The organism is Achromobacter sp. CSND-B12, assembly GCF_052906545.1.
This window is the reverse complement of sequence record NZ_JBREGJ010000001.1, coordinates 3,105,793-3,126,537: the sequence shown is the minus strand read 5'-3', so window position 1 is coordinate 3,126,537 and position 20,745 is coordinate 3,105,793. Positions and strand designations below refer to the sequence as shown.

Sequence of the window (20,745 nt, the reverse complement as noted above, 5' to 3'; positions counted from 1 at the left end):
CCTCCTGCGTTGCGGGCGCGCGCGCCCTGGGTGTGATCGGCGCCGAGCCGCCCGCGATGCACGGACGGCGCGGCGCGCCTGACGTCAGCGTTCGACCGTGCGGTTCCAGCGCGCGTTGAAGGCGGGACGGGTGGCGTTGATCTGGTCCCAGTCCAGGATCTTGGCGTTGGCCATGTAGCCCTGGAAGCGCTTGAGCGCCTCTTCGGTGCCGGCCGGCGGTTGAACGTTCTTATTGGACGGGAAATGGCCGCCCATTTCCAGTGCCTTGGCCTGCGCCTGCGGCGACAGCAGGTACAGCGCCAGCTTCTGCGCCAGTTCCGGCTCGCTGTTCTTGGCGATGACGCATTCGGCCACCATCAGGATCACCGAGCCTTCCTTGGGCTGGGCGTATTCCACCGGGATGTCGCGCTTTTTCAGGCGGGCGATGGCGGTGGGCGTGAGCGGGAAGATGGCGGCTTCGTTGGACTGGATCATCTCGGCCAGCTTGGCCGAGTTGGGAATGTATTCCAGCACGTTGGGGCCGATGGTGGACGGCCACTGCTTGAAGCCGGGCTCGGTGTTCTGGTCGTTGCCGCCCTGGATGCGGTTGAACATCAGGAAGCCGTGCAGGCCGAAGGTGCTACCCGAGGCCGACTGGAACACCACCTTGCCCTTGAACTTGGGATCGGCCAGGTCCATCCACGAGGTCGGCGCGGCCCAGCCTTTCTCCTTGAACAGGCGGGTGTTGTAGCCCAGGCCGGTCATGCCGATGTCGATGCCGGCGGCCATGCGGTCCTTCATGACGGCGGTGGGGTACAGGTCCTTGAGCACCGGATCGTCGTTGAGCGGCTCGCACAGGCCCATGGAGATGGCGCGCGCCATGATGCCGTCGTCCAGGAACATGACGTGCATCTGCGGCTTGTCCTTGAACGCCTGGGCCTTGGCCAGCACGTCGGTGGAAGTGCCGGGCACCACCACGATCTTGACGTTGTTGGCCTTCTCGAAATCCGGGAACACGTACTGCGTGAAGGCGCGCTCCATGTCGCCGCCGTTCATGCCGACGTACAGCGTCTTCTGCTGCGCCATGGCGCCCGCCGACAGCGCGGCCAGCGCCAGGCCCAGCAGCCACTTCCCCTTGGACGGGCGGCGAACGCCCTGTTTGTTGTGCTTCATGGTGACTCCAGCGTTTGCTCACGAACAGGCCCCAACCGAGCCACGGCGCCGTGAGCGGCCCCCGTGTATCGTCCGATGCCGAAGGCGTCGATGGGAATGGAAGACCGGCCGTTAACGACCAGTTCGGAAAGCACTTCGCCCACGGCGGGGCCGATCTGGAAGCCCGCGCCGGACAGGCCGAAAGCATGGAACAGACCCGGCACGGTGGCGCTGGGGCCCAGCACCGGGTTGTGGTCGGGCATGTTGCCCTCCACCCCGGTCCAGAAGCGGATGACCTGCGCCCCGCGCAACGGCGGCAGCAGGCGCGCGGCGTTGGCCATCAGCGGGCCCAGCGCCTCGCGGCCGGGACGGGCGTAATCGGGGCCGGCGGACACGGCGCGGCCGCCGCCGATGACGCAGTTGCCGCGCGCCACCTGGCGCGCGTAGATGCCGCCGCCCTGCATGCCGAGGCTGACATCCATGAACAGCGGCAGCGGCTCGGTCACCATCATCAGCGGATGGATCGCGGTCTCGGGCACGGTTTCGCCGAAATCCTGCGCGAAGCGTCCGGCCCAGGCGCCGGCGCAATTGAGCAGGAAGCGCGAACGCACCTCCAGCGCGTCGCCGGCGCGCAGGATGAAGCGCTCGCCGTCATGGACCGCTTCGGTGACGCGGGTCGATTCGCGCACGTCTGCGCCCAGCGCGCGGGCCGCGCGGCCAAAGGCGGGCGACACGAGGCGCGGGTTGGCGTGGCCGTCCTCGGGACAGAACGAGCCGCCCACCACGTGCGCGCCCAGCCAGCCGAAGCGCCGCGCCAGCGCGGCGCGGTCCAGCATTTCCAGGTTCATGCCGAAGCCACGGGTCTGCGCGCGATAGGCGTGCAAGGCGTCCAGGTCCGCATCCGAGCACGCCAGCTTCAAGTGGCCCGAGCGCACGTATTCGCCGTCGATGCCGATCAGTTGCGGCAGCTGGCCCCACAATTCGTGCGCGCGGCGCGCCAGCGGCATCTGCTCCAGGCCACGGCCCTGGCGACGCACGCCGCCGTAGTTGACGCCGCTGGCGCGGGCGCCGCACAGCGCGGCCTCCAGCAGCACCACCGGCACGCCCAGCCGGCGCAGGAACAGCGCGGCGCTGCCGCCGACGATGCCGCCGCCGAGAATGGCGACTTCGGTGTCGATGCGTTCGGTCATGGCGCGGCCTTCTCCGTGCGGTCGAGACAGACGATATCCACAGGGATCGGCTTGACCGGCGGCTGGCCGCGCAGGCGGCCGACGCCGTCCGGCCCGGCGCCGCAGGCCTGCGCCAGCACTTCGGCCGCGCCAGCGCCGCACATGCGGCCCTGGCAGCGTCCCATGCCGACACGCGTCAGCGCCTTCAGGCGGTTCAGTTCGCGCGCGCCGGTGCCATGGATCACGGCGCGCAGTGTGCCGGCGGTGACTTCCTCGCAGCGGCATACCACGGTGTTGTCAGCGATGGCGGCGGCCCAATCCTCGGGAAACGGGAAGGCGCGCTCCAGCGCATCGCGCACGCGGCCATTGGCGGCCAGGCGCGCTTCGAGTTCGCGCGCCCGTGCCACGGACACGGCATGACCCGCGTCTTCCAGCAAGGCGAGCGCGGCGCGCTCGCCGGCCAGCTCGGCCGCGTCGGCGCCACCGATGCCGGCGCCATCGCCGGCCACGTACACGCCGGCCACGCTGCTGCGTCCGGCCGCGTCCAGGCGCGGCGTCCAGGCACGGTCACGCGCGTTGAAAATGAACTGGCAGCCCGCCAGGCTGGCCAGTTGCGTTTCGGAGCGCAGCGACAGGCCGTAGCCCAAGGCATCGCAATCCACCCGCCGCTGGCGCGATCCCTGACGGTAGACCAGCCCGGTGACGCGCGCCTCGCCCTCGGCCCGCACCGGCCGCACGCCGCTGGCCATCGGCACGCCATGCGCGCGCAGCCAGGCCATGTAGTACAGCCCCTTGGCCAGCAGGCCCGGCGCGCGCAGCATGGCGGGCAAGGCGGCAAGGCGATTGGCGAAGCGCGAGGTATCCAGCACCGCCACAACACGGGCGCCGGCCTTGGCGTACTGGTAGGCGACCAGATAGAGCAGGGGGCCGGTGCCCAGGAACGCGACCCGCTCGCCGATGGCGCAACCCTGGTGCTTCAACGCCACCTGCGAACCACCCAGCGTGTACACGCCCGGCGTCAGCCAGCCCGGGAAAGGCAGCACGCGGTCGGTGGCGCCGGTGGCCAGGATCAAGTGGGTGTAGGGCACGGGCTCGCTCTTGCCGTCGCGCAGCACGTCCAGCGTCTTGCCCTCGGCGTTCCACACCAGGCTGCCGGGGCGATAGTCCAGCTGCGGCGCCAGCTCGTCCATCTTGCGATGCAGCGCGTCGGCCTTGCGATGCTCGAAGCCGTACAACGCCGCCTTGGGCCGCGCGAAGCCCGGCGGCGGCTGGCGGTAGATCTGGCCGCCGGCGCGCGGCGCCTCGTCCAGCACCACCGGCCGCAGGCCCTGCGCCGCCAGCGTCTGCGCGGCGCGGATGCCGGCCGGACCGGCCCCCACGATCACGGGCAGGATCATGATGCGTCGCCCTCCGCCGCCAGCGTGCCCGGCACGTGTTCCGCGCGCAGCGGCGCGCTGCGCAGGCGCATGCCGGCTTCGATGTAGGTGGAACAGGCGCGCAGCCGCGTGCCATCCTCGCGCTGCATCCAGCAGTCCTGGCAGGCGCCCATCATGCAGAAACCGGCGCGCGGGCCGCCGCCGAATTCCGACACGCGCAGGCGTTCGGCCTGCGTCAGCACCGCCGTCAGCACGGTATCGCCGGCCAGCGCGGTGCAGGGTTTGCCGTCCAGCGTGAAGGCGACGGCGGGCCGGGCCGTTTCGGCCAGGCGTTTCAGTATTGCCATGATGGCGGGGTCTCCCGTTGCGTACCCGGCTTGATCGTCATTTCTGTCCCACCAGCACGCGGTCCAGGCCGTAGACGCGGTCCAGCAGCAGCATGGTCACCGCGGTCAGGCCGATCACCAGCGCCGACACGGCGGCCATCATCGGATCGATCGACTCGGTGGCGTACATGTACATGCGCACCGGCAGCGTGATGGTCGAGGGCGCGGTGATGAACACCGACATGGTCAACTCGTCGAAACTGTTGATGAAGGCCAGCAGCCAGCCGCCCGACACGCCCGGAATGATGAGTGGCAGCGTCACCTGGAAAAACACCGTGGCGCGGCTCGCGCCCAGCGACAGCGCGGCGTGCTCGACCGAGCGGTCAAAGCCCACCAGCGCGCCGATCACCAGCCGCATCACATACGGCGTGATCACCACCACGTGGCTGAACACCAGCCAGCCGAAGCTGCCGGTGGTGCCCAGCAGCGCGAAAAAGCGCAGCAGCGCCACGCCCAGCACCAGGTGCGGGATCATCAGCGGCGACAGAAACAGGCCGTTGAGCGCATCGCGCCCCGGAAAGCGGTAGCGCGTAATGGCGATGGCCGCCGGCAACGCCAGGCACACGGCGATGCTGGCCGACAGGAACGCCAGCCACAGGCTGTTCTTGAACGCCTGCATGAAATTGGGATGCTCGAACACCGCGTGGAACCAGCGCAGCGAAAACTGCGTGGTCGGCACCGTCAGCGTCGACTCGGGGGTGAACGCCACCAGGCACACGATGGCCAGCGGCGCCAGCACGAACAGCACCACCAGGGCATTGAAGAGCAGGGCGAAGGGACCGTTTTTCTGCATGATCGCTGTCCTCGCTCAACCCAGGCTGCGCCGGTAGGAACGTTCCACCACGCGGTTGTACGCCATCATGATGACGACGTTGACCACCAGCAGCACGATGGCGATGGCCGCGCCCAGCGGCCAGTTCAGTTCGGTCAGGAATTCGTCGTAGACCACCGTGGCCACCATCTTCAGGCGGCGTCCGCCCAGCAGCGCGGGAATCGCGAACGAACTGGCCGACAGCCCGAACACGATCAGGCTGCCCGACAGGATGCCCGGCATGGCCTGCGGCAGCACGATGCGCAGCAGCGTCTGCAAGCGCGACGCATTGAGCGACAGCGCCGCATGCTCCACGGTCGGGTCCAGCTTCTGCAGCGAGGTCCACACCGGGATCACCATGAACGGCAGCATCACGTGCACCAGGCCGATGATGACCGCGGTGGGCGTGTACAGCAGCGGCCCCAGGCCCAGCGCCGCGGCCGCGCGGCCGATGGCCCCGCCCGGCCCCAGCAGCATGCTCCAGCCGAAGGCGCGCACCACCAGCGAGATCAAGAGCGGCGACAGCACCACCAGCAGGAAGATCGAACGCCACGGCTTGCCCATGCGCGACAGGATGTAGGCCTCGGGCGCGCCGATCAGCACGCAGATCAGCGTGGTCACGCCCGCGATCCAGAACGTGCGCCAGAAGATCTCCAGGAAATAGCTGTCGGTCACCACCGCCAGGTAGTGTTCGAAGGTGTGCCCGGGCAGGATGCCCGCGCTGTAGTCGAACGGGCGGAACGACAGCACCAGCGTCAACGCCAGCGGCGTCAGCACCAGCGTCAGGAACACGATCGCCAGCGGAATCGAACCGAGGATGGCCAGCAGCCCGTCGGTGCGCGGCTTGGGTGCGCTGGCGGCGCCGGGTTGGGTCAGCGTCGCCATGTCAGGCCTCTTCGGCAACGGCCGCGACGGGCAGCACGCGCAGCACGCCCTCGGCCCAGTCCAGGCCGATCTGTTCGCCATCGTCGTGCGGCCGGCGGCCGTCGTTGGGCGTGAGCACCGTCAGCGCCCCCACCGGCGAATCCAGCCCGTACATCCACTGGCTGCCCAGGAAGTAGCGGGTGCTGACCACACAGGACAGCTTGCCCTGGCCCGCCGGCACCGGCACCAGCTTCTCCGGTCGCAGCGACAACTGCACACTGTCGCCGTGGCGCAGGCCCGCGCCGTCGACCAGCACGCGCAGCGCACCGGTCTCCACCTCGGCCTGCGTGCCGCAGCGCGTCACGCGGCCCGGCAGCAGGTTGGTCTTGCCGACGAAACGCGAGATGAACTCGCTCTGCGGATGCTCGTACATGCGGTAGGGCGCATCCACCTGCGTGGCGCGGCCGTCCTGCATCACCACCACGCGGTCGCTGATCGACAGCGCCTCGGCCTGGTCGTGCGTCACCATCACGGTGGTGGTGCCGATCTGCTTCTGGATGCTGCGCAGCTCGAACTGCATGTCCTCGCGCAGCTTGGCGTCCAGGTTCGACAGCGGTTCGTCCAGCAGCAGCACCGGCGGCCGGATCACCAGCGCGCGCGCCAGCGCCACCCGCTGGCGCTGCCCGCCCGACAGTTCACGCGGAAAGCGGTCGGCATGCTTGTCCAGCTTCACCAGCGCCAGCGCCTCGCGCACCCGCGCCTGGCGCTCGGCGCGCTCGACCTTGCGCATCTTCAGGCCAAATGCGACGTTGTCCGCCACCGTCAGGTGCGGAAACAGCGCATAGCTCTGGAACACGATGCCCAGCCCGCGCGTGTTCGGCTTGGCATGGGTGATGTCGCGGCCATCGAGCGTGATGCTGCCGCGCGTCACATCGGCAAAGCCCGCGATCATCTGCAGCGTGGTGGTCTTGCCGCAGCCCGACGGCCCCAGCAAGGACACGAATTCCCCTTTCTCGACCGCCAGGCTCAGATCCGAGACCACCCGCAGGTCGCCGTAATTCTTGGAGACGTTGTCCAGCCGCAGAAATGACATATTCCAAACCCCGTGCCCGGTGAGGAGCGGTGCGCGGGACCCGCCCGCGATGCAATCGATGCAGGGCAGTCTAGGAGGGGCCGAAAAGGCCGGTCAATTAGGGTTTTCCGAATAATCGAATTTTCTATTTATTATTTCCACATAGCTGAATTTCCTGATAAAAATACAGCCGTATATTTTGATTATCGGAATTGAACAATGAAGAAATCAGAAGCCGCCGACGACGCCGGCGCCCAGGGCGTCCTGCAACGCGCCTTCGCCGTGCTGCGCGTCCTGTCCGACGCCAAGGGCGAAAAACTGCGCCTGACCGACATCGCCGCCCGCACCGGCCAGGCCCAGGCCACCGTCCACCGCGTATTGCAAGGCCTGGTGCAGGAAGGCATGGTCGAACAGCCCGCGCAGAGCAAGGGCTATCAGCTCAGCGTCGCCTTCTTCTCGCTCGCCGCCAACGCCGGCAACCACCAATCGACCCTGCGCGCGATCTACCGCCCCGCCATGCTGCGCCTGAGCGGCATGCTCAACGACACCATCTTCCTGCTGGTGCGCAGCGGCTTCGACGCCGTCTGCCTGGACCGCATCGACGGCGCCTTCCCGGTCCGCTCGCACACCGGCGACATCGGCGGCCGCGTCCCGCTCGGCCTGGGCCAGGGCGGCCTGCTGCTGCTGGCCAACCTGCCCGAAGCCGAACGCGAGGAAGTCCTGCGCTTCAACATCCCGCGCCTGCACCACCTCGGTTTCGTCGACGAAATCACCATGCGCGCCGGCATCAAGGAATGCCAGGAACTCCAATACGCCCGCAGCAAGGGCCAGGGCATCTTCCCCAACATCGCCGGCCTGGCCGTTCCCGTGCATGACCCCAACGGCGTCACCGTCGCCGCCCTCAGCATCGCCGCTCCCGTCGAACGCATCAGCGACGAACGCCTCCCCCTGATCGTCGAAATCCTGCGCCGCGAAGCCGCCGGCATCAGCGCCCAACTCAACCCCTTCGACCCGGCGCTAAGGCGCCCCAGCCAATTCCTTGGAACCGGCAACCGCGACTGAAACGACCAGCCACACCGCCCCTCTTCCCACCCAAGGCCGGGCCAACCCAGCCCCGCGTCAACGTCGCGCAGCGCACATCGCGCCACCACAAGACACCGCGTAAGTCATGGCTGGCTGCCCGCGCAGCCGACCATGACAGGCAACACACACTCTTCATGCCCCCTCCGCTCCAACAACGCCTCAACTCTCGACGCACGCAGGCCGGCGCGGCGAGGGGCGGGCGGGGCGCGCCGTGTAGATGCGCCCGAGGGAATCCGTAGGCAGCCGCCGCAGGCGGCAACGAGGATGACGCAGGGGCAGTCCGGAGCGAACGCTCCGGACCGCAATCGTAGGCGCGCCCCGCCCGCCCCTCGCCGCGCCGGCCGACCTACGAAGCACAACCCCCGCAAGCAAAAAACAAAAAGCCGGCAAGCCGCAACAGCGACCCACCGGCTTCCAGCCGATCAGAGAAACGCTCAAACGGGATAAGTCCCCGGCAACAAGATACTCCGATCCCCGACTTCGATACTGCGCCTTCCGCAAAGCGCCATCGTCGTATCCATTTCCTTGTACAGGATCTCCAGCACGCGCTTGACGCCCGCCTGCCCATATGCGCCCAGGCCGTAAAGGAACGCCCGCCCGATCATCGCGCCGCGCGCGCCCAGCGCCACCGCCTTGAGGATGTCCTGCCCCGAGCGCACGCCCCCATCCATCCACACTTCGATCTTCGACCCCACCGCATCCGCGATCGACGGCAGCGCCGCGATCGAGGACATCGCGCCATCGAGCTGGCGCCCGCCGTGGTTGCTGACGATCAGCGCATCCGCGCCGCTATTGGCCGCCAGCTGCGCATCCTCGACATCCAGGATGCCCTTGATGATCAGCTTGCCGCCCCAGCGCTGCTTGATCCATTCCACATCGTCCCAGCTCAACCGCGGATCGAACTGCTCGGCCGTCCACGACGACAGCGACGACAGGTCGCTCACGCCCTTGGCGTGGCCGACGATGTTGCCGAAGGTGCGGCGCTTGGTGCCCAGCATGCCCAGGCACCAGCGCGGCTTGGTCGCCAGGTTGATGAGATTGCGGATCGTCGGCTTGGGCGGCGTCGACAGCCCGTTCTTGATGTCCTTGTGGCGCTGACCCAGGATCTGCAGGTCCAGCGTCAGCACCAGCGCCGAGCAGCCGGCGGCCTTGGCGCGGTCGATCAGGTCGCCGACGAACTCACGGTCGCGCATCACGTAGAGCTGGAACCAGAACGGCTTGCCGGTGGCCGCGGCCACGTCTTCCAGCGAGCAGATGCTCATGGTCGACAGCGTGAACGGCACGCCGAAATCGGCCGCCGCCTTGGCCGCCAGGATCTCGCCATCGGCATGCTGCATGCCGGTCAGGCCCGTCGGCGAAATCGCCAGCGGCATCACCGCCTCCTGGCCCACCAGTGTGGTGCGCAGCGAGCGGCCTTCCATGTTCACCGCCACGCGCTGGCGCAGCTTGATCTTCTGAAAATCGCTTTCGTTGGCGCGGTAGGTGCCTTCCGTCCAGGCGCCCGAATCGGCGTAGTCGTAGAACATGCGCGGCACGCGCTTGCGCGCAATCGCGCGCAGGTCTTCGATGCAGGTGATCGTGGAGAGGTCAGCGGTCATGGTTGTTTTTCTGGGGAAAGTGGAACGCGATTGCGCGGCGACCGGCCCCGCGCGAACCCGCTGCGCCGACCAGGGCGCCCGCCGTCCACGCCGGGCGGCAAGGCCCCGCGGCGCCGCCCAGTATACGCGCCGGGGCCGGCAAGCGTCCCTTGCCGGCCCCGTGTCCCCCATTCGTCGCGACCGCTTTCACGGCCACTGTGTGCCGACCGCTACCTCGGCCAGACCTTGCTGACCGCCCGTATCGTGGCCCACGCCACCCAGCGCGGGCTGGTCAGGCGCGCCCCCGGCAGGCGCCGCATCACGTCCACCGCCAGGCCGCCGCGGCGATGCCATTCCTTCTTGCGGGTCTGGCTGTCGGTCCAGCGGCCTTCGAGCCACGGAAATTCGCGCCGCCCCGGCTTGTAGACCGGCGGCGTGTTGTAGATCAGGATGTACGCCAGGCGCGGCTGCGGCGAGGTGTTTGCGCCGGTGAAATGCAGCGTGCGCGCATCGTGCACGGTGCAGCCGCCGGGTTGCAGCGGCTCGGGCACCGCCTGGTCGCGCGGAAAGTCAGCGCAGCATTCCAGCGGATGCAGCGTCTTGTCGCCGCCGGGCGAGCGGTGCTCCAGCACCTCGCCCTTGTTCGATCCCGGAATGAACTGCATGCAGCCGTTCTCCAGCGTCGCCGGTTGCAGCGCCAGCCAGATGCTCAACTCGTTGTAGACGAAGTCCGGCGAACGGAATGCCTCGTCCTGGTGCCACGGCGTCTCGGGTCCGACCAACGCCGGCTTGAGCAGCGCGTGCTCGCCATACAGCGCGGCGTCCTCGCCCAGCAGCTGGCGCGCCAGCTCCAGCGTGCGCTCGTGATAGGCGGTCTTCAGCAGGCCCGGGGCATAATGGCGCGGATCGTGCAGACTGGGAAACTTGGCCGGCTTGGACGGGTCGTCGCGGCTGATGAAGTCGTATTGCGCCCCCTCGTTGTAGCCGGTCTTGTTCGCGAACAATTCCAGCAGCGTGCGCCGGATATAGCCCACCTCGTCCTGTGGGCACATATCTTGCAGGGCCAGGTAGCCCTGTTCCCTGTAGCGCGCTGTTTCTGCTTCCGACAACAAACTGGTCTCTTCCATAATGGCTTCTCCAAGCTTTGCTTGCGGGCGTTCCCGTTGGCACGTTTTGACATGTGCTCTAACGTATCGCTTCGATGCCCGGGGGGCCTATCGATCATCCGCTGTAGCCGGAAGCGTCTAATGCACCGGCGCGCCGCGGCGCATCATCCGAAGGATTTTCAATGCAAGACACCCATATCGAAACCGTCCATGTCACCGTCAGCGGCACCGTGCAAGGCGTGGGCTATCGCCACGCGGCCGTCAGGCGCGCGCATCTGCTGGGCGCGCGCGGCTGGGTGCAGAACATGCTGGATGGCACGGTCGAAGCCCTGGTGCAGGGCACGCCCGACCAGGTGGACCACATGCTGGAATGGTTGCGGCGCGGCCCGCCAGGGGCCGAGGTCACCGAAATGGTCACGCGCCGCGAATACACCGACAAGCGCTACGCGCATTTCGAACAGCTGTAGCGCGCCGCGACGGACGCGCCGCTCATCCAAATGACGGAGCGAGAAAGAATGAGGGCCGCCGCGTGAGCGGCGCGGCAGGGGACCCGCGCAACGCCGTCAGCGGTTGCGCAGCCAGCGCCCGCCGACCTGGTTGATGACCAGGCCCGCCAGCACGCAGCCCGCGCCCGCCCATTGCAGCGGCCGCAGATGCTCGTCGAAGGCCGCGGACGCGGCCCACAGGCCCACCACCGGCACCAGCAGCGAGAACGGCGCGATCTTGGCGGCCGGATGGCGCGTCAGCAGCTGCGTCCACAGCGTATAGGCCAGCAAGGTCGCCAGCACCGCCAGGTACAGCACCGACAGCGCCTCGCCCCAGCCGATGCCCAGGATCATGGCCGCCACCGCGTCCCAGCCGTCGGCCATCACCGCCAGCGCCAGGAAGGGCAGCACCGGCGCGGCGCTGCTCCAGGCGATGAAGGCGAATGGATCGTAGCCGGGCGCCTTGCGGCTGGCCAGCCGCACGATGATATTGGACACCGCCCACATGAACGCGGCGCCCAGCGTCAGCACGAAACCCACCATGGTCATCTGCCCCGGCCCTTCGCCCCGGCCGGCGGCAATCACCGCCAGGCCCAGCGCGGCCACCGCCAACCCGGCCCAGTGATGCGGCCGGGCGCGCTCGCGCAGCATCGGCGCGGCCAGCAACAAGGTGAAGAACGCCTGGGTCTGGATCACCAGCGAGGCCATGCCCGCCGGCATGCCGAACTTGAGGGCCGTGAACAGCAGGCCGAACTGGCCCAGGCCCTGCACCAGCCCGTAGGCCGCGATCCAGCGCCACGGCAGGCGCGGCGGCCGTACGAAGAGGATGAGGGGGAACGCCGCCAGGGCGAATCGCAAGGCCCCCAGCATCATGGGCGAGAGGCCTTTGAGGCCGATCTTCATGACGACGAAGTTCAGGCCCCAGATCACCACTACCGCCAGCGCGCAGAGATAATCTTTCTTGGAGAGGTGGGTAGCGGACATCCCTGCATTATCGCATCGCCCGCCCCCGAAAAACGCCGATTCAGCGGCTTGCCAGCACCTTTTTGAAGGCCTCGATGGCGCGGTCGATATCCTCGTCGTCGATATGGCGGTGCGTCACGCAGCGCAACCGCGTGCGGCCCCACGGACGCGTCAGCAGCCCCGCGCTTTCCAGCGCCGTGACCCAATGGGCATTGGTCATGCCGGTATCGGCGGTTTCGACCTGCACGATGTTGGTCTGCGGCACCGTCGCCGACAAGGACGGGTCCAGGCGGTTCAGGCCGTCGCTCAGGCGACGGGCGCGCGCGTGGTCTTCGACCAGCCGGTCGCCCATGGTCTGCACGCCTTCCAGCCCGGCCGCGGCCATGATGCCGGCCTGCCGCTGGGTACCGCCCAACATGCGGCGCAGCATGCGGGCGCGCGCCATCACCGGGCGCGTGCCGGTCAGCACCGCGCCCACCGGCGCGCTCAGCCCTTTGGACAGGCACAGCGACACCGTGTCGGCGTGGCGCGTGATCTCGGCCGGCGCCACGCCCAGCGCGACGGCGGCGTTGAACAGACGCGCGCCGTCCAGGTGTACCGGCACGCCGCAGGCCTGCGCCATGCCATGGACCGCCTGCATGTGGTCCAGCGGCAGCACCGCGCCACCAGCGTTGTTGTGCGAGGTTTCCATCGCCACCAGCGCGGTCTTGAGCTTGTGGCCGCCGGATTGCATCGCGTCTTCCAGGCGGTTCAGGTCCATGGCGCCATCGGTGCCCGGCACGCCCTGGTAGAACAGGCCGGTGAAAGTGGCGGCGCCGCGCTCGGACGTGTACATGTGCGCGGCGGACTCCAGCACCACCTGCTCGTTGCGCTGGGTCTGCGCCAGCACGGCCAGCAGGTTGGCCATGGTGCAACTGGGCACGAACAGTCCGGCTTCCTTGCCCAGGCGCGCCGCCACGTGGGCCTCCAGCGCGCGCACGCTGGGGTCGCCGTCGAGCCCGTCGTCACCGATCGGGGCGGTGCGCATGCGCTCGTACATGGCGGCGGTGGGGTGGGTCACCGTGTCGCTGCGCAGGTCGACGAGTGCGCTGGAGGAGTCGACGGAAATCCGCTGGGTCATAACGATCAGTGCTGCAGAATTTTGGAAAGAAACTGGCGCGTGCGCGGCGCGCGCGCCTCGACATCGTCGAAGAAGGCCGCTTTCGGGCAGTCCTCGACGATCTTGCCGCCGTCCATGAAAATCACCCGGTCGGCGACGCGGCGGGCGAATCCCATTTCATGGGTCACCACCATCATGGTCATGCCTTCGCCGGCCAGGTCGGTCATCACGTCCAGCACTTCGTTGACCATCTCCGGGTCCAGCGCCGAGGTCGGCTCGTCGAACAGCATCACCACCGGGTCCATCGACAGGGCGCGGGCGATCGCCACGCGCTGCTGCTGGCCGCCGGACAGCTCGCCCGGATGCTTGTCCTTGTGCGCCGACAGGCCGACCCGCTCCAGCAGCGCCAGCGCGCGGGCGCGGGCCTCGTCCTTGCCGCGCTTGAGCACCTTGACCTGGCCCAGGCACAGGTTCTCGGTCACCGACAGGTGCGGGAACAGCTCGAAGTGCTGGAACACCATGCCGGCCACCGAACGCAGCTTGGGCAGGTTGGTGCGCGGATCGCCCACCTGGATGCCGTTGACCACGATCTCGCCCTTCTGGAAGGGTTCGAGCGCGTTCACGGTCTTGATCAGCGTCGACTTGCCCGAGCCGGAGGGGCCGCACACCACCACCACCTCGCCGCGGCCAACGGTGGTGCTGCAATCATCCAGTACCTGGAAATCGCCATACCATTTGCTGACCTGCTTGATCTCGATCATCGGGGGTTTCGAAGAGAGTTGCATCGTTGGACCTGTGGATAACCTGGGCGCCTAGCGCAGCACCCGCACGCGCTTTTCCAGCCGTTTGACCAGACGGGATGCCGTGAAGCAGATCACGAAATACACCACCGCCACGAAGAGATAGAGTTCCACCAGCCGGCCATCGCGCTGGCCGATCTTGGCGGCCGCGCCCAGGAAGTCGGTCAGCGACAGCACATACACCAGCGAGGTGTCCTGGAACAGGATGATGACCCGCGTCAGCAGCGCCGGCACCATGTTGCGAATCGCCTGCGGCAGGATCACGTAGCGCATGCCCTGCCAGTGGTTCAGGCCCAGCGCCATGCTGGCCGATACCTGGCCGCGCGCGATCGACTGGATGCCGGCGCGCATGATCTCGCAGAAGTACGCGGCCTCGAACAGCGTGAACGTGACCACCGCCGAGTTGAACGCGCCCACCCGCAGCGGCGTGGGCGAACCCACGATCCAGGCGGCGATGTAGGGCACCAGGAAATAGAACCAGAAGATCACCAGCAGCAGCGGCACCGAACGCATCACGTTCACGTAGATGCCCGCCGGCACCGACAGGATCCGGAAGCGCGACAGCCGCATCATGGCCAGCACCGTGCCCAGCGCCAGCCCCATCACCGCCGCCAGCAGCGTCAGGGTCAGCGTGAACGTCATGCCGGTCTGGAACAGGTACGGCAGCGCGCTGCCGATGACGTCGAAATCGAATTTGCCCATGTCGATTCCTAGCGCCCGTTCCTGGCCGCCGCGCCGATCAGGCCGGGGACCGCCACATGGCGTTCAAGCAGGCGCATGCCCAGCACCACGATGCCGTTCAGGATCAGGTAGATCACGGTCGCGGCGGTGAAGGCCTCGAAGATATGGAAGCTGAACTCCGCCATCGAGCGCGTCTGGCCGGTCAGTTCCAGCAGACCGATGGTCAGCGCCACCGACGAATACTTGATCGTGCCCATGAACTCCGAAGTCAGGGGCGGCAGCACGATGCGATAGGCCTCGGGCAGGATGATGTAGCGGTACACCTGCGTCTCGGTCAGCCCCAGCGCCGTGCCCGCCTGGAACTGGCCGCGCGGCAGTGACTGGATGCCCGCGCGCAGCTGCTCGGCCACCCGCGCCGAGCCATAGAAGCCCAGGCACAACACCGCCGGCAGGAATTGGCCCCAGGGCTGCGGCATCTGCTTCATGGCCAGCCCCCAGGCGTGCGGCAACAGCTCGGGCAGCACGAAATACCACAGGAACATCTGCACCAACAGCGGCACGTTGCGGAAAATCTCGACATAGGTCGCGCCGATGGCATTGGCCAGGCGCGACGAGGCGGTGCGCATCACGCCCAGGCACGACCCCAGCAACAGCGAAAACACCCATGCCGTCAGGGCCAGCGCCAGGGTCCAGCCCACGCCGATCAGGATCGTCTCCAGGAAGGTATGCACGCCGTCGGGCGACATCTCCAGGAAGATGCTCCAGCTCCAGTTGTAGTTCATGCTTCAGGACCTGTGGACAACGAAAGAAAAAGGCGCCGGCGGGCGGCGCCCTGGATCGCGCGGCGCCGCGGCGGCCCCGTCATGGAGCGCCGCGGCATGCCGGCTTACTCGTAGGCCTTGGGATCGCCGGAGTCGGTCGGATGCGCCAGCGCGCGCTTGAGCGCGTCGCTCATCGGGTACTTCAGGTTGATCTGCTTGGGCGGGATCGGCGAATTGAAGTACTTGTCGTAGATCGCTGCGACGCGGCCGCTCTTCATCATGTCGAGCACGGCGTCGTCCACCACCTTCTTGAAGGCCGGGTCGTCCTTGGGCTGCATGATGCCGTAGGGCGCCAGCTCCAGGCCCTTGGTGCCGATCACGAACACGTCCGGATTCTTGGACGAGGCCACCACGCCATAGGCGATGCCGTCATCGTTGGCCGACCCGGCGGCGCGGCCGGATTCCACCATCAGCAGCGTTTCCGCCGTATCCTTGGTGGGTGCCATGCTGATGCCCAGGTTGCCCTCGGCGTTCAGGCGCGAAATCAGCTTGAAGGTCTGGCCGCCGGCCTGCGCGGCGATGGTCTTGCCACGGAACGACGCCAGGTTGTTGGGATCGACGCCGCCATCCTTGCGCGCCACCAGCACCACCTGCGCCACGAACGTGGTGGGCGCGAACGACACCAGCTTGTGGCGTTCCAGGTTGTTGGTGGTGTTGCCGCACTCCAGGTCGATGGTGCCGTTGGCCAGCAGCGGGATGCGCGTGGCCGACGTGGTCGGGTTGTAGCGCACGTCCAGCTTGGGCAGCTTGAGGGCGGTCTTGATGTGCTGGGCGATTTCCTGGCAGATCTCGACGGTGTAGCCGATCGGCTTCTGGTTGCCGTCCAGGTAGGCGAACGGGACCGAGGTCTCGGGATGGCCGATGGTGATCACGCCGGTATCGCGGATCTTGTCCAGGCGGCTGGGGCCTTCGGCGTGGGCGGCGGCGCTGCCGAACAGGGCAGCGGCGACCGAAATCGCGGCAAGTGCTTTCATCGTATTCCCTTGGCGCCGATCGTGCGGCGCGTGTTTATGTTCACGAACAGCGGTGCCGGATTGCAGGCGGCCCGCCGCGTCCCGCGATGAGCCCCGCGGCTGGCAAAAAGTATCAACTAGCGTTATGGTTTTATCCAGTTCCAATCGGGTATTCCTCTATACGGATTTGATATGGCCATTACACGAATGGGCTTGCGACACATCGAAGCTTTCCGGGCCGTCATGATGACCGGATCCATGACGGCGGCGGCGCGCCGAGTGCATACCTCGCAGCCGCACGTTAGCCGCTTAATCGCGCAATTGGAAGCAATCACCCAGTTTCCCCTGTTCGATCGCAATGGCAGCCGCCTGACCCCCACGCAGGATGGGTCGCGCTTCTTTCAAGAGGTTGAAAAAACCTTCATCGGCCTGGCCGGCCTGGAATCGGCGGCGGCCAGCATCCGCTCGTTCAGCGCCAGCCGCCTGAGCGTGGCGGCCATGCCGCGCCTGGCCGGCGGCCTGCTGGCGCGCATCGTGGCCGCGTTCAAGACCGAATACCCGGACGTCATGGTCTCGATCCATTCCGGCAACGCCAGCGCCGTGCACAACTGGATCAGCTCGGGCTTCTGCGACACCGGCCTGGCCATGCTGTCGGGCGACAGCCCCGGCATCCAGGTCGAGCCGGTGCTGACCATGAACTGCGTGGCGGTGCTGCCCAAGGGCCACCGGCTGACCAAGCTGAAAAAGCTCAAGCCCGCCGATTTCGCCGGCGAACCCTTCATCGCCTTCCCCAGCGCCACGCCGCTGCGCGAAAAGATCGACGCGGTCTTCAAGGCCGCCAAGGTCGAGCGCCAGACGGTGGCCGAGGCCGGCCTGGGTTCATCCGTCTGTGCTCTGGTCGGCGCCGGCCTGGGCGTGGCGCTGATCAATCCGCTGGCCGCGCGCGAGGAATACGAGGCCAACGGCGTCGAGGTCCGCCCCTTCAGCCCGGCGGTGCCGGTCACGGTGGCGCTGCTGTACCCGCCGTACCATACCCGCACCCGGCTGGTGAGCGTGTTCTCGCGCTATGCGCACCAGCTGATGCAGGAGGAAATGGCGGACCTGAAAGCGCGGCCGGGACGGTAAAGAGGCTGGCAAGGCAGAGGGGGGCCCCCCTGCCTTGCCACGACCCGGTCAGTAGCGCCAGCGCACGCCCAGGGAGCCGCTGTGATCGCGGTTGCCCGCGCCGAATTGGCCGCTGTAGGCGAGCGTCACGCTCGCCGACCGCGAAACGGCCAGATCCAGGCTCACCTCGCCAAATCCGACGTTACGGGCAATCGGCGTGCCGGCCACGGTGAAAACCTGGCCACCATCGAACGCCAGACGAGCATCGGGGTTCAGATCGCCGAAGGCGCGGCGCCATCCGCCGGCCGCCACCAACCTGCCCTCGGCCTTGCCCAGCGAAAAATCCGTCATGCCACGTAGCCCGAGAGAGCTTGTGGTCAACGTGGTGCTGTCCTTCTGCCCGGTCAGGGCAGCCGACCCGCCGGACTCCGTAAAGCCTTTCGTGCGCAGATTGCTCCACGCCAGCCCCACGAACGGTTCGATCTGGCTGCGTTGACCGGCGGCCATGGCATAGCCCAGTTCGGTAAACAATTGGCTATTGCCCGCGCCATAGTCGGCGGTAAGCTTCTGGCCGGCGCCGGCCACGACGACCTGGCGTTCCGTGCCGATATCGTTCCACGTATACGCAGCGCCCAGCAGCAGGTTCAGTTTTCCAGCGCCGGCGGCCACGCTACGCCCGCCGTAGAGCAGGGCGGTGTAACCGCTTACACTGGCCTTGGATGCACGGTCGTCCACCTTGATGCGGCCATCGGTGAAGCCCAGTGCGCCCCCCACCCGCCATCCGCCACCGACGGCGCCATCCGCGCCGACGAAGACACCACCCGTATTCTGCGTGACCCGGCTTGCATTGCCATCGCCGTTGAAGGTTTGCCAACTGCCGACCACCTCCGCCCAGGCGGGCCGGGCGGCTGATGACGGCAAGGCCGACATAGGCAGATCCGACCCTGCCTGCGCCGTCGGTGCCCCGGGCAGCAGGCCCGCGCCCATATTGGCGCGCAGATGCTTGAACGAGACGTTGCGCACTCCGGTGCCGGAAGCTGCCAGGCTGGACACCACGCTGGCATGGGCCTCGCCCGACAGATTGTCGAAGACCCCGGCCGGCGCGCCGGTCGGCAAGGTCAATACGTACTGACGCAACGGATTGGCGTCCGGCAGCAGCTCCAGCGCTTCAGCGACATTGCGCTGGTTGCCAGTCTGGGCCGCACTGGCGAAACCGCCGGCGCGCCGCTCCAGGCGAAGCGTTACGGCCTTGTCCGTGTAGCCCAGCGTCGGATCGAGATACGCGTAATCCGAAGTCGCCTGCTCGAAGGTGCCATTGATTCTGTCAGCGGTCAGGATCGTGTAGACCTGGGCCGGCGAGAAATTGCCTGCGGGCCCGACGTGCACCACCGAACCGCCGAGATTGGCGGTTCCTCGAACTACGATACGGTCGCTGGTGATGGATGTGGGCGCCGGATAGGCCTTCACGCGAAATATCGAACCGGGCTGCATGGTCAGGTCGCCTTGCACGGTCAGGGTGCGATATTGCCAACCCGTTTCAACCGCACCACCCGCGGCGATGGTTGTCGTGCCCACGGTGCCCTGTCCTTCCAGCGTGGCGCCGTTGGCGATCTCGAGCGTGCCGCCCAGAAAGGCTTCCCGCATGACCACCAGTCTGCCGGCCTCCACGCGTGTGTGGCCCGCGAAGGCGGAGCTGTCGCCATACAGCAGCACCTCTCCGGATCCCCGCTTGCTGAACAGGCCGCTGCCGCTCAATGGGCCGTGATAGGCACCCAGGTCATTGGTGTCATAGACCATGGTCGCGCCAGCGTCGATCTCTATCGGCAACAAGCCAATGTAATTGGCCGAGAAGATGACCCCCCCTTGCTGTATCTTCCACTGTTGCGCGGAGTTCTGGTTGCTCAAGCGCAACATGCCGGCGCCCGTTTTGACGATCCTTCCGGAGCCGGTGATATTGCCAGCGAAGGTTCCGTCGCCATGTTGGTCGAACACCACCGTCGCGGTATTCAGGATATCGCCACGGAGCGTCTCGGTACTGCCCTCCAGCGTGCCGCCCCAGACGTACGTATCGCGATAGCTATTGCCACTGTTGGCAAGCACGAGCGTGCCCGCGCCGGTCTTGGCCAGACTCCCAGTCCCGCTGACGGCGCCGGTAAGAGCAAGGCGATTGGCGGCATCCACTATCTCAATAACGCCCCCAAGGGGGCCCAGCTGAATGCTGCGCCCGGTCTGCGTAAAAGTCGTCCCGGTTACCTGGAGTTTTGACGTTTCCCCGTTGATGTAGACACTGCCGCTGGCATTCCCCAGATTGGCATCACGGGAAACGCTCAGCACGCCGCCCTGATCGATGCGCGTACCCCCCGTATAGGTATTGATTCCGCTGAGCACCAGCGTGCCAGTGCCGGTTTTCTCCAACTGCCGGGAGCCGCCAATCGCGCCAGAGAAATTGCCCTCGAGCACCATGACAGACAGAGCTCCCGAGCCCATCTCGAGTTGGCCGGCGCCCTGCAGATTCCGGAATGTCGCTGAACCACCGTTCAGATCCAGCGTGGCCCCCGCGGCAATCGAAACCGTCTGGGCGCCGTACAGGAGCGGGCCTATGCCATATGTGCCGGCGGTATTTCTCACCGTGCCGGCGTCGAAATGGATTTCCGATGTGCGAGATACTTGGGCCCAAGGCAGGTTACCCACCACAATCGTTCCGGCATTGGCAGCATTGCCAAAGCGGAAAACACCATCCTGCACGCGAATGCCCGTATTCAATTCCAGCGTCTTGCCGTTCGCGACCGCCAACGTGCCGCCGGCAGATCCCACCAACAACTGCTGATCATCATAGGAAGGCATGAAGGCGGAGTCGGCCGTAACCTCGAGCGTGCCGCCTTGAAACTCGATATTCCCCGGGCCAAAGGACGCCGGATCGGGGACGGCAATCGTCGCGCCGCTGGGTCCGATAATGATCGCGCTCGCCGGCAGGGGGTTGAGCAATAATGCGCCGCCAATGCCGCAGGCGAACAAGGCCGCGGTCAACTGACGCAGCTTGGCCGGTATCGCGCGTGACGAGCGCAAAACGCGTGATGTCGTAAAAGTGAATCCGGGGAATTGCGCCGTTCTTTTCATCGTTATCATGTCTTTGTTGAGGGCAGGGCCGAATATCCCCTTGGGATTCCCGGCGAGGCGTTCAGAAAGATGGTCGGTATTTAACGAGCGAACGAATGCTACCGCAGATGCACGGTCCATAAATGAATACGCCCTCGAGACGAGGGC

The 20,745-nt window shown here is 67.0% G+C and carries 19 protein-coding genes; 3 read left to right on the top strand and 16 right to left on the bottom strand.

What is annotated here, in order from left to right; genetic code table 11:
• Window positions 1-84 precede the first annotated feature (84 nt).
• From ACUTAG_RS14695 to ACUTAG_RS14665, 7 genes are read right to left on the bottom strand one after another with little or no spacing between them, the layout of a single operon-like run.
• Complete coding sequence (locus ACUTAG_RS14695) at window positions 85-1,152, bottom strand: ABC transporter substrate-binding protein (RefSeq protein WP_054485421.1); 1,068 nt, start codon at window positions 1,150-1,152, stop codon at window positions 85-87.
• Complete coding sequence (locus tag ACUTAG_RS14690) at window positions 1,149-2,321, bottom strand: NAD(P)/FAD-dependent oxidoreductase (protein ID WP_148319395.1); 1,173 nt, start codon at window positions 2,319-2,321, stop codon at window positions 1,149-1,151. Before ACUTAG_RS14690 ends, ACUTAG_RS14695 begins: the two co-directional genes overlap by 4 nt.
• Window positions 2,318-3,697 carry an FAD/NAD(P)-dependent oxidoreductase gene (locus ACUTAG_RS14685; protein WP_148319394.1) on the bottom strand — a complete coding sequence of 460 codons (1,380 nt, stop codon included), beginning with the start codon at window positions 3,695-3,697 and terminating at the stop codon, window positions 2,318-2,320. Before ACUTAG_RS14685 ends, ACUTAG_RS14690 begins: the two co-directional genes overlap by 4 nt.
• A complete protein-coding gene (locus ACUTAG_RS14680) occupies window positions 3,694-4,023 on the bottom strand; it encodes a (2Fe-2S)-binding protein (RefSeq protein ID WP_006389512.1) in 330 nt (109 codons plus the stop codon). The genes ACUTAG_RS14685 and ACUTAG_RS14680 overlap by 4 nt, the downstream gene beginning before the upstream one ends.
• Before the next feature lie 37 nt (window positions 4,024-4,060).
• On the bottom strand, window positions 4,061-4,855 hold the full coding sequence (locus ACUTAG_RS14675; RefSeq protein WP_054448993.1) for an ABC transporter permease: 795 nt from the start codon (window positions 4,853-4,855) through the stop codon (window positions 4,061-4,063).
• A gap of 15 nt (window positions 4,856-4,870) precedes the next feature.
• A complete protein-coding gene (locus ACUTAG_RS14670; RefSeq protein ID WP_006389514.1) occupies window positions 4,871-5,758 on the bottom strand; it encodes an ABC transporter permease in 888 nt (295 codons plus the stop codon).
• Between the two features lies 1 nt (window position 5,759).
• A complete protein-coding gene (locus ACUTAG_RS14665; RefSeq protein ID WP_024067314.1) occupies window positions 5,760-6,830 on the bottom strand; it encodes an ABC transporter ATP-binding protein in 1,071 nt (356 codons plus the stop codon).
• A 198-nt stretch (window positions 6,831-7,028) separates the two neighbouring features.
• Between ACUTAG_RS14665 and ACUTAG_RS14660 the strand changes: the two genes are divergently transcribed.
• Window positions 7,029-7,871 (top strand): IclR family transcriptional regulator, encoded by an 843-nt coding sequence (locus ACUTAG_RS14660; RefSeq protein ID WP_020925758.1) that lies wholly within the window; start codon window positions 7,029-7,031, stop codon window positions 7,869-7,871.
• Window positions 7,872-8,326: 455 nt separating this feature from the next.
• On the opposite strand, the gene ACUTAG_RS14655 is transcribed toward ACUTAG_RS14660, so the two are convergent.
• Entirely contained in the window at window positions 8,327-9,490 is a 1,164-nt protein-coding gene (locus ACUTAG_RS14655; protein WP_058665493.1) for an alpha-hydroxy acid oxidase, read from the bottom strand.
• A 209-nt stretch (window positions 9,491-9,699) separates the two neighbouring features.
• Window positions 9,700-10,596, bottom strand: a complete 897-nt coding sequence (locus ACUTAG_RS14650; RefSeq protein WP_047992363.1) for a phytanoyl-CoA dioxygenase family protein — start codon at window positions 10,594-10,596, stop codon at window positions 9,700-9,702.
• Window positions 10,597-10,757: 161 nt separating this feature from the next.
• Here ACUTAG_RS14650 and ACUTAG_RS14645 point away from each other — a divergent pair, with 161 nt between their 5' ends.
• Window positions 10,758-11,042 carry an acylphosphatase gene (locus ACUTAG_RS14645; RefSeq protein ID WP_006389519.1) on the top strand — a complete coding sequence of 95 codons (285 nt, stop codon included), beginning with the start codon at window positions 10,758-10,760 and terminating at the stop codon, window positions 11,040-11,042.
• A 96-nt stretch (window positions 11,043-11,138) separates the two neighbouring features.
• Here ACUTAG_RS14645 and ACUTAG_RS14640 read toward each other — a convergent pair whose 3' ends face one another.
• The 6 genes from ACUTAG_RS14640 to ACUTAG_RS14615 form a co-directional block, all read right to left on the bottom strand.
• The gene (locus tag ACUTAG_RS14640) at window positions 11,139-12,044 is read right to left on the bottom strand and encodes an EamA family transporter (protein WP_006389520.1); all 906 of its coding nucleotides are present in this window, start codon (window positions 12,042-12,044) and stop codon (window positions 11,139-11,141) included.
• A 40-nt stretch (window positions 12,045-12,084) separates the two neighbouring features.
• The gene (locus ACUTAG_RS14635) at window positions 12,085-13,143 is read right to left on the bottom strand and encodes a threonine aldolase family protein (protein ID WP_006389521.1); all 1,059 of its coding nucleotides are present in this window, start codon (window positions 13,141-13,143) and stop codon (window positions 12,085-12,087) included.
• A 5-nt stretch (window positions 13,144-13,148) separates the two neighbouring features.
• The gene (locus ACUTAG_RS14630) at window positions 13,149-13,883 is read right to left on the bottom strand and encodes an amino acid ABC transporter ATP-binding protein (RefSeq protein ID WP_006389522.1); all 735 of its coding nucleotides are present in this window, start codon (window positions 13,881-13,883) and stop codon (window positions 13,149-13,151) included.
• Between the two features lie 51 nt (window positions 13,884-13,934).
• Complete coding sequence (locus ACUTAG_RS14625) at window positions 13,935-14,624, bottom strand: amino acid ABC transporter permease (RefSeq protein ID WP_006389523.1); 690 nt, start codon at window positions 14,622-14,624, stop codon at window positions 13,935-13,937.
• An 8-nt stretch (window positions 14,625-14,632) separates the two neighbouring features.
• Window positions 14,633-15,385 carry an amino acid ABC transporter permease gene (locus tag ACUTAG_RS14620; RefSeq protein ID WP_024067312.1) on the bottom strand — a complete coding sequence of 251 codons (753 nt, stop codon included), beginning with the start codon at window positions 15,383-15,385 and terminating at the stop codon, window positions 14,633-14,635.
• 104 nt (window positions 15,386-15,489) lie between these two features.
• Window positions 15,490-16,398, bottom strand: a complete 909-nt coding sequence (locus ACUTAG_RS14615; protein ID WP_006389525.1) for an amino acid ABC transporter substrate-binding protein — start codon at window positions 16,396-16,398, stop codon at window positions 15,490-15,492.
• A gap of 171 nt (window positions 16,399-16,569) precedes the next feature.
• On the opposite strand from ACUTAG_RS14615, the gene ACUTAG_RS14610 reads away from it, so the two are divergent.
• The gene (locus ACUTAG_RS14610) at window positions 16,570-17,502 is read left to right on the top strand and encodes a LysR substrate-binding domain-containing protein (protein ID WP_006389526.1); all 933 of its coding nucleotides are present in this window, start codon (window positions 16,570-16,572) and stop codon (window positions 17,500-17,502) included.
• Between the two features lie 48 nt (window positions 17,503-17,550).
• On the opposite strand, the gene ACUTAG_RS14605 is transcribed toward ACUTAG_RS14610, so the two are convergent.
• A complete protein-coding gene (locus ACUTAG_RS14605; protein WP_446650222.1) occupies window positions 17,551-20,718 on the bottom strand; it encodes an autotransporter domain-containing protein in 3,168 nt (1,055 codons plus the stop codon).
• Between the last annotated feature and the right edge of the window lie 27 nt (window positions 20,719-20,745).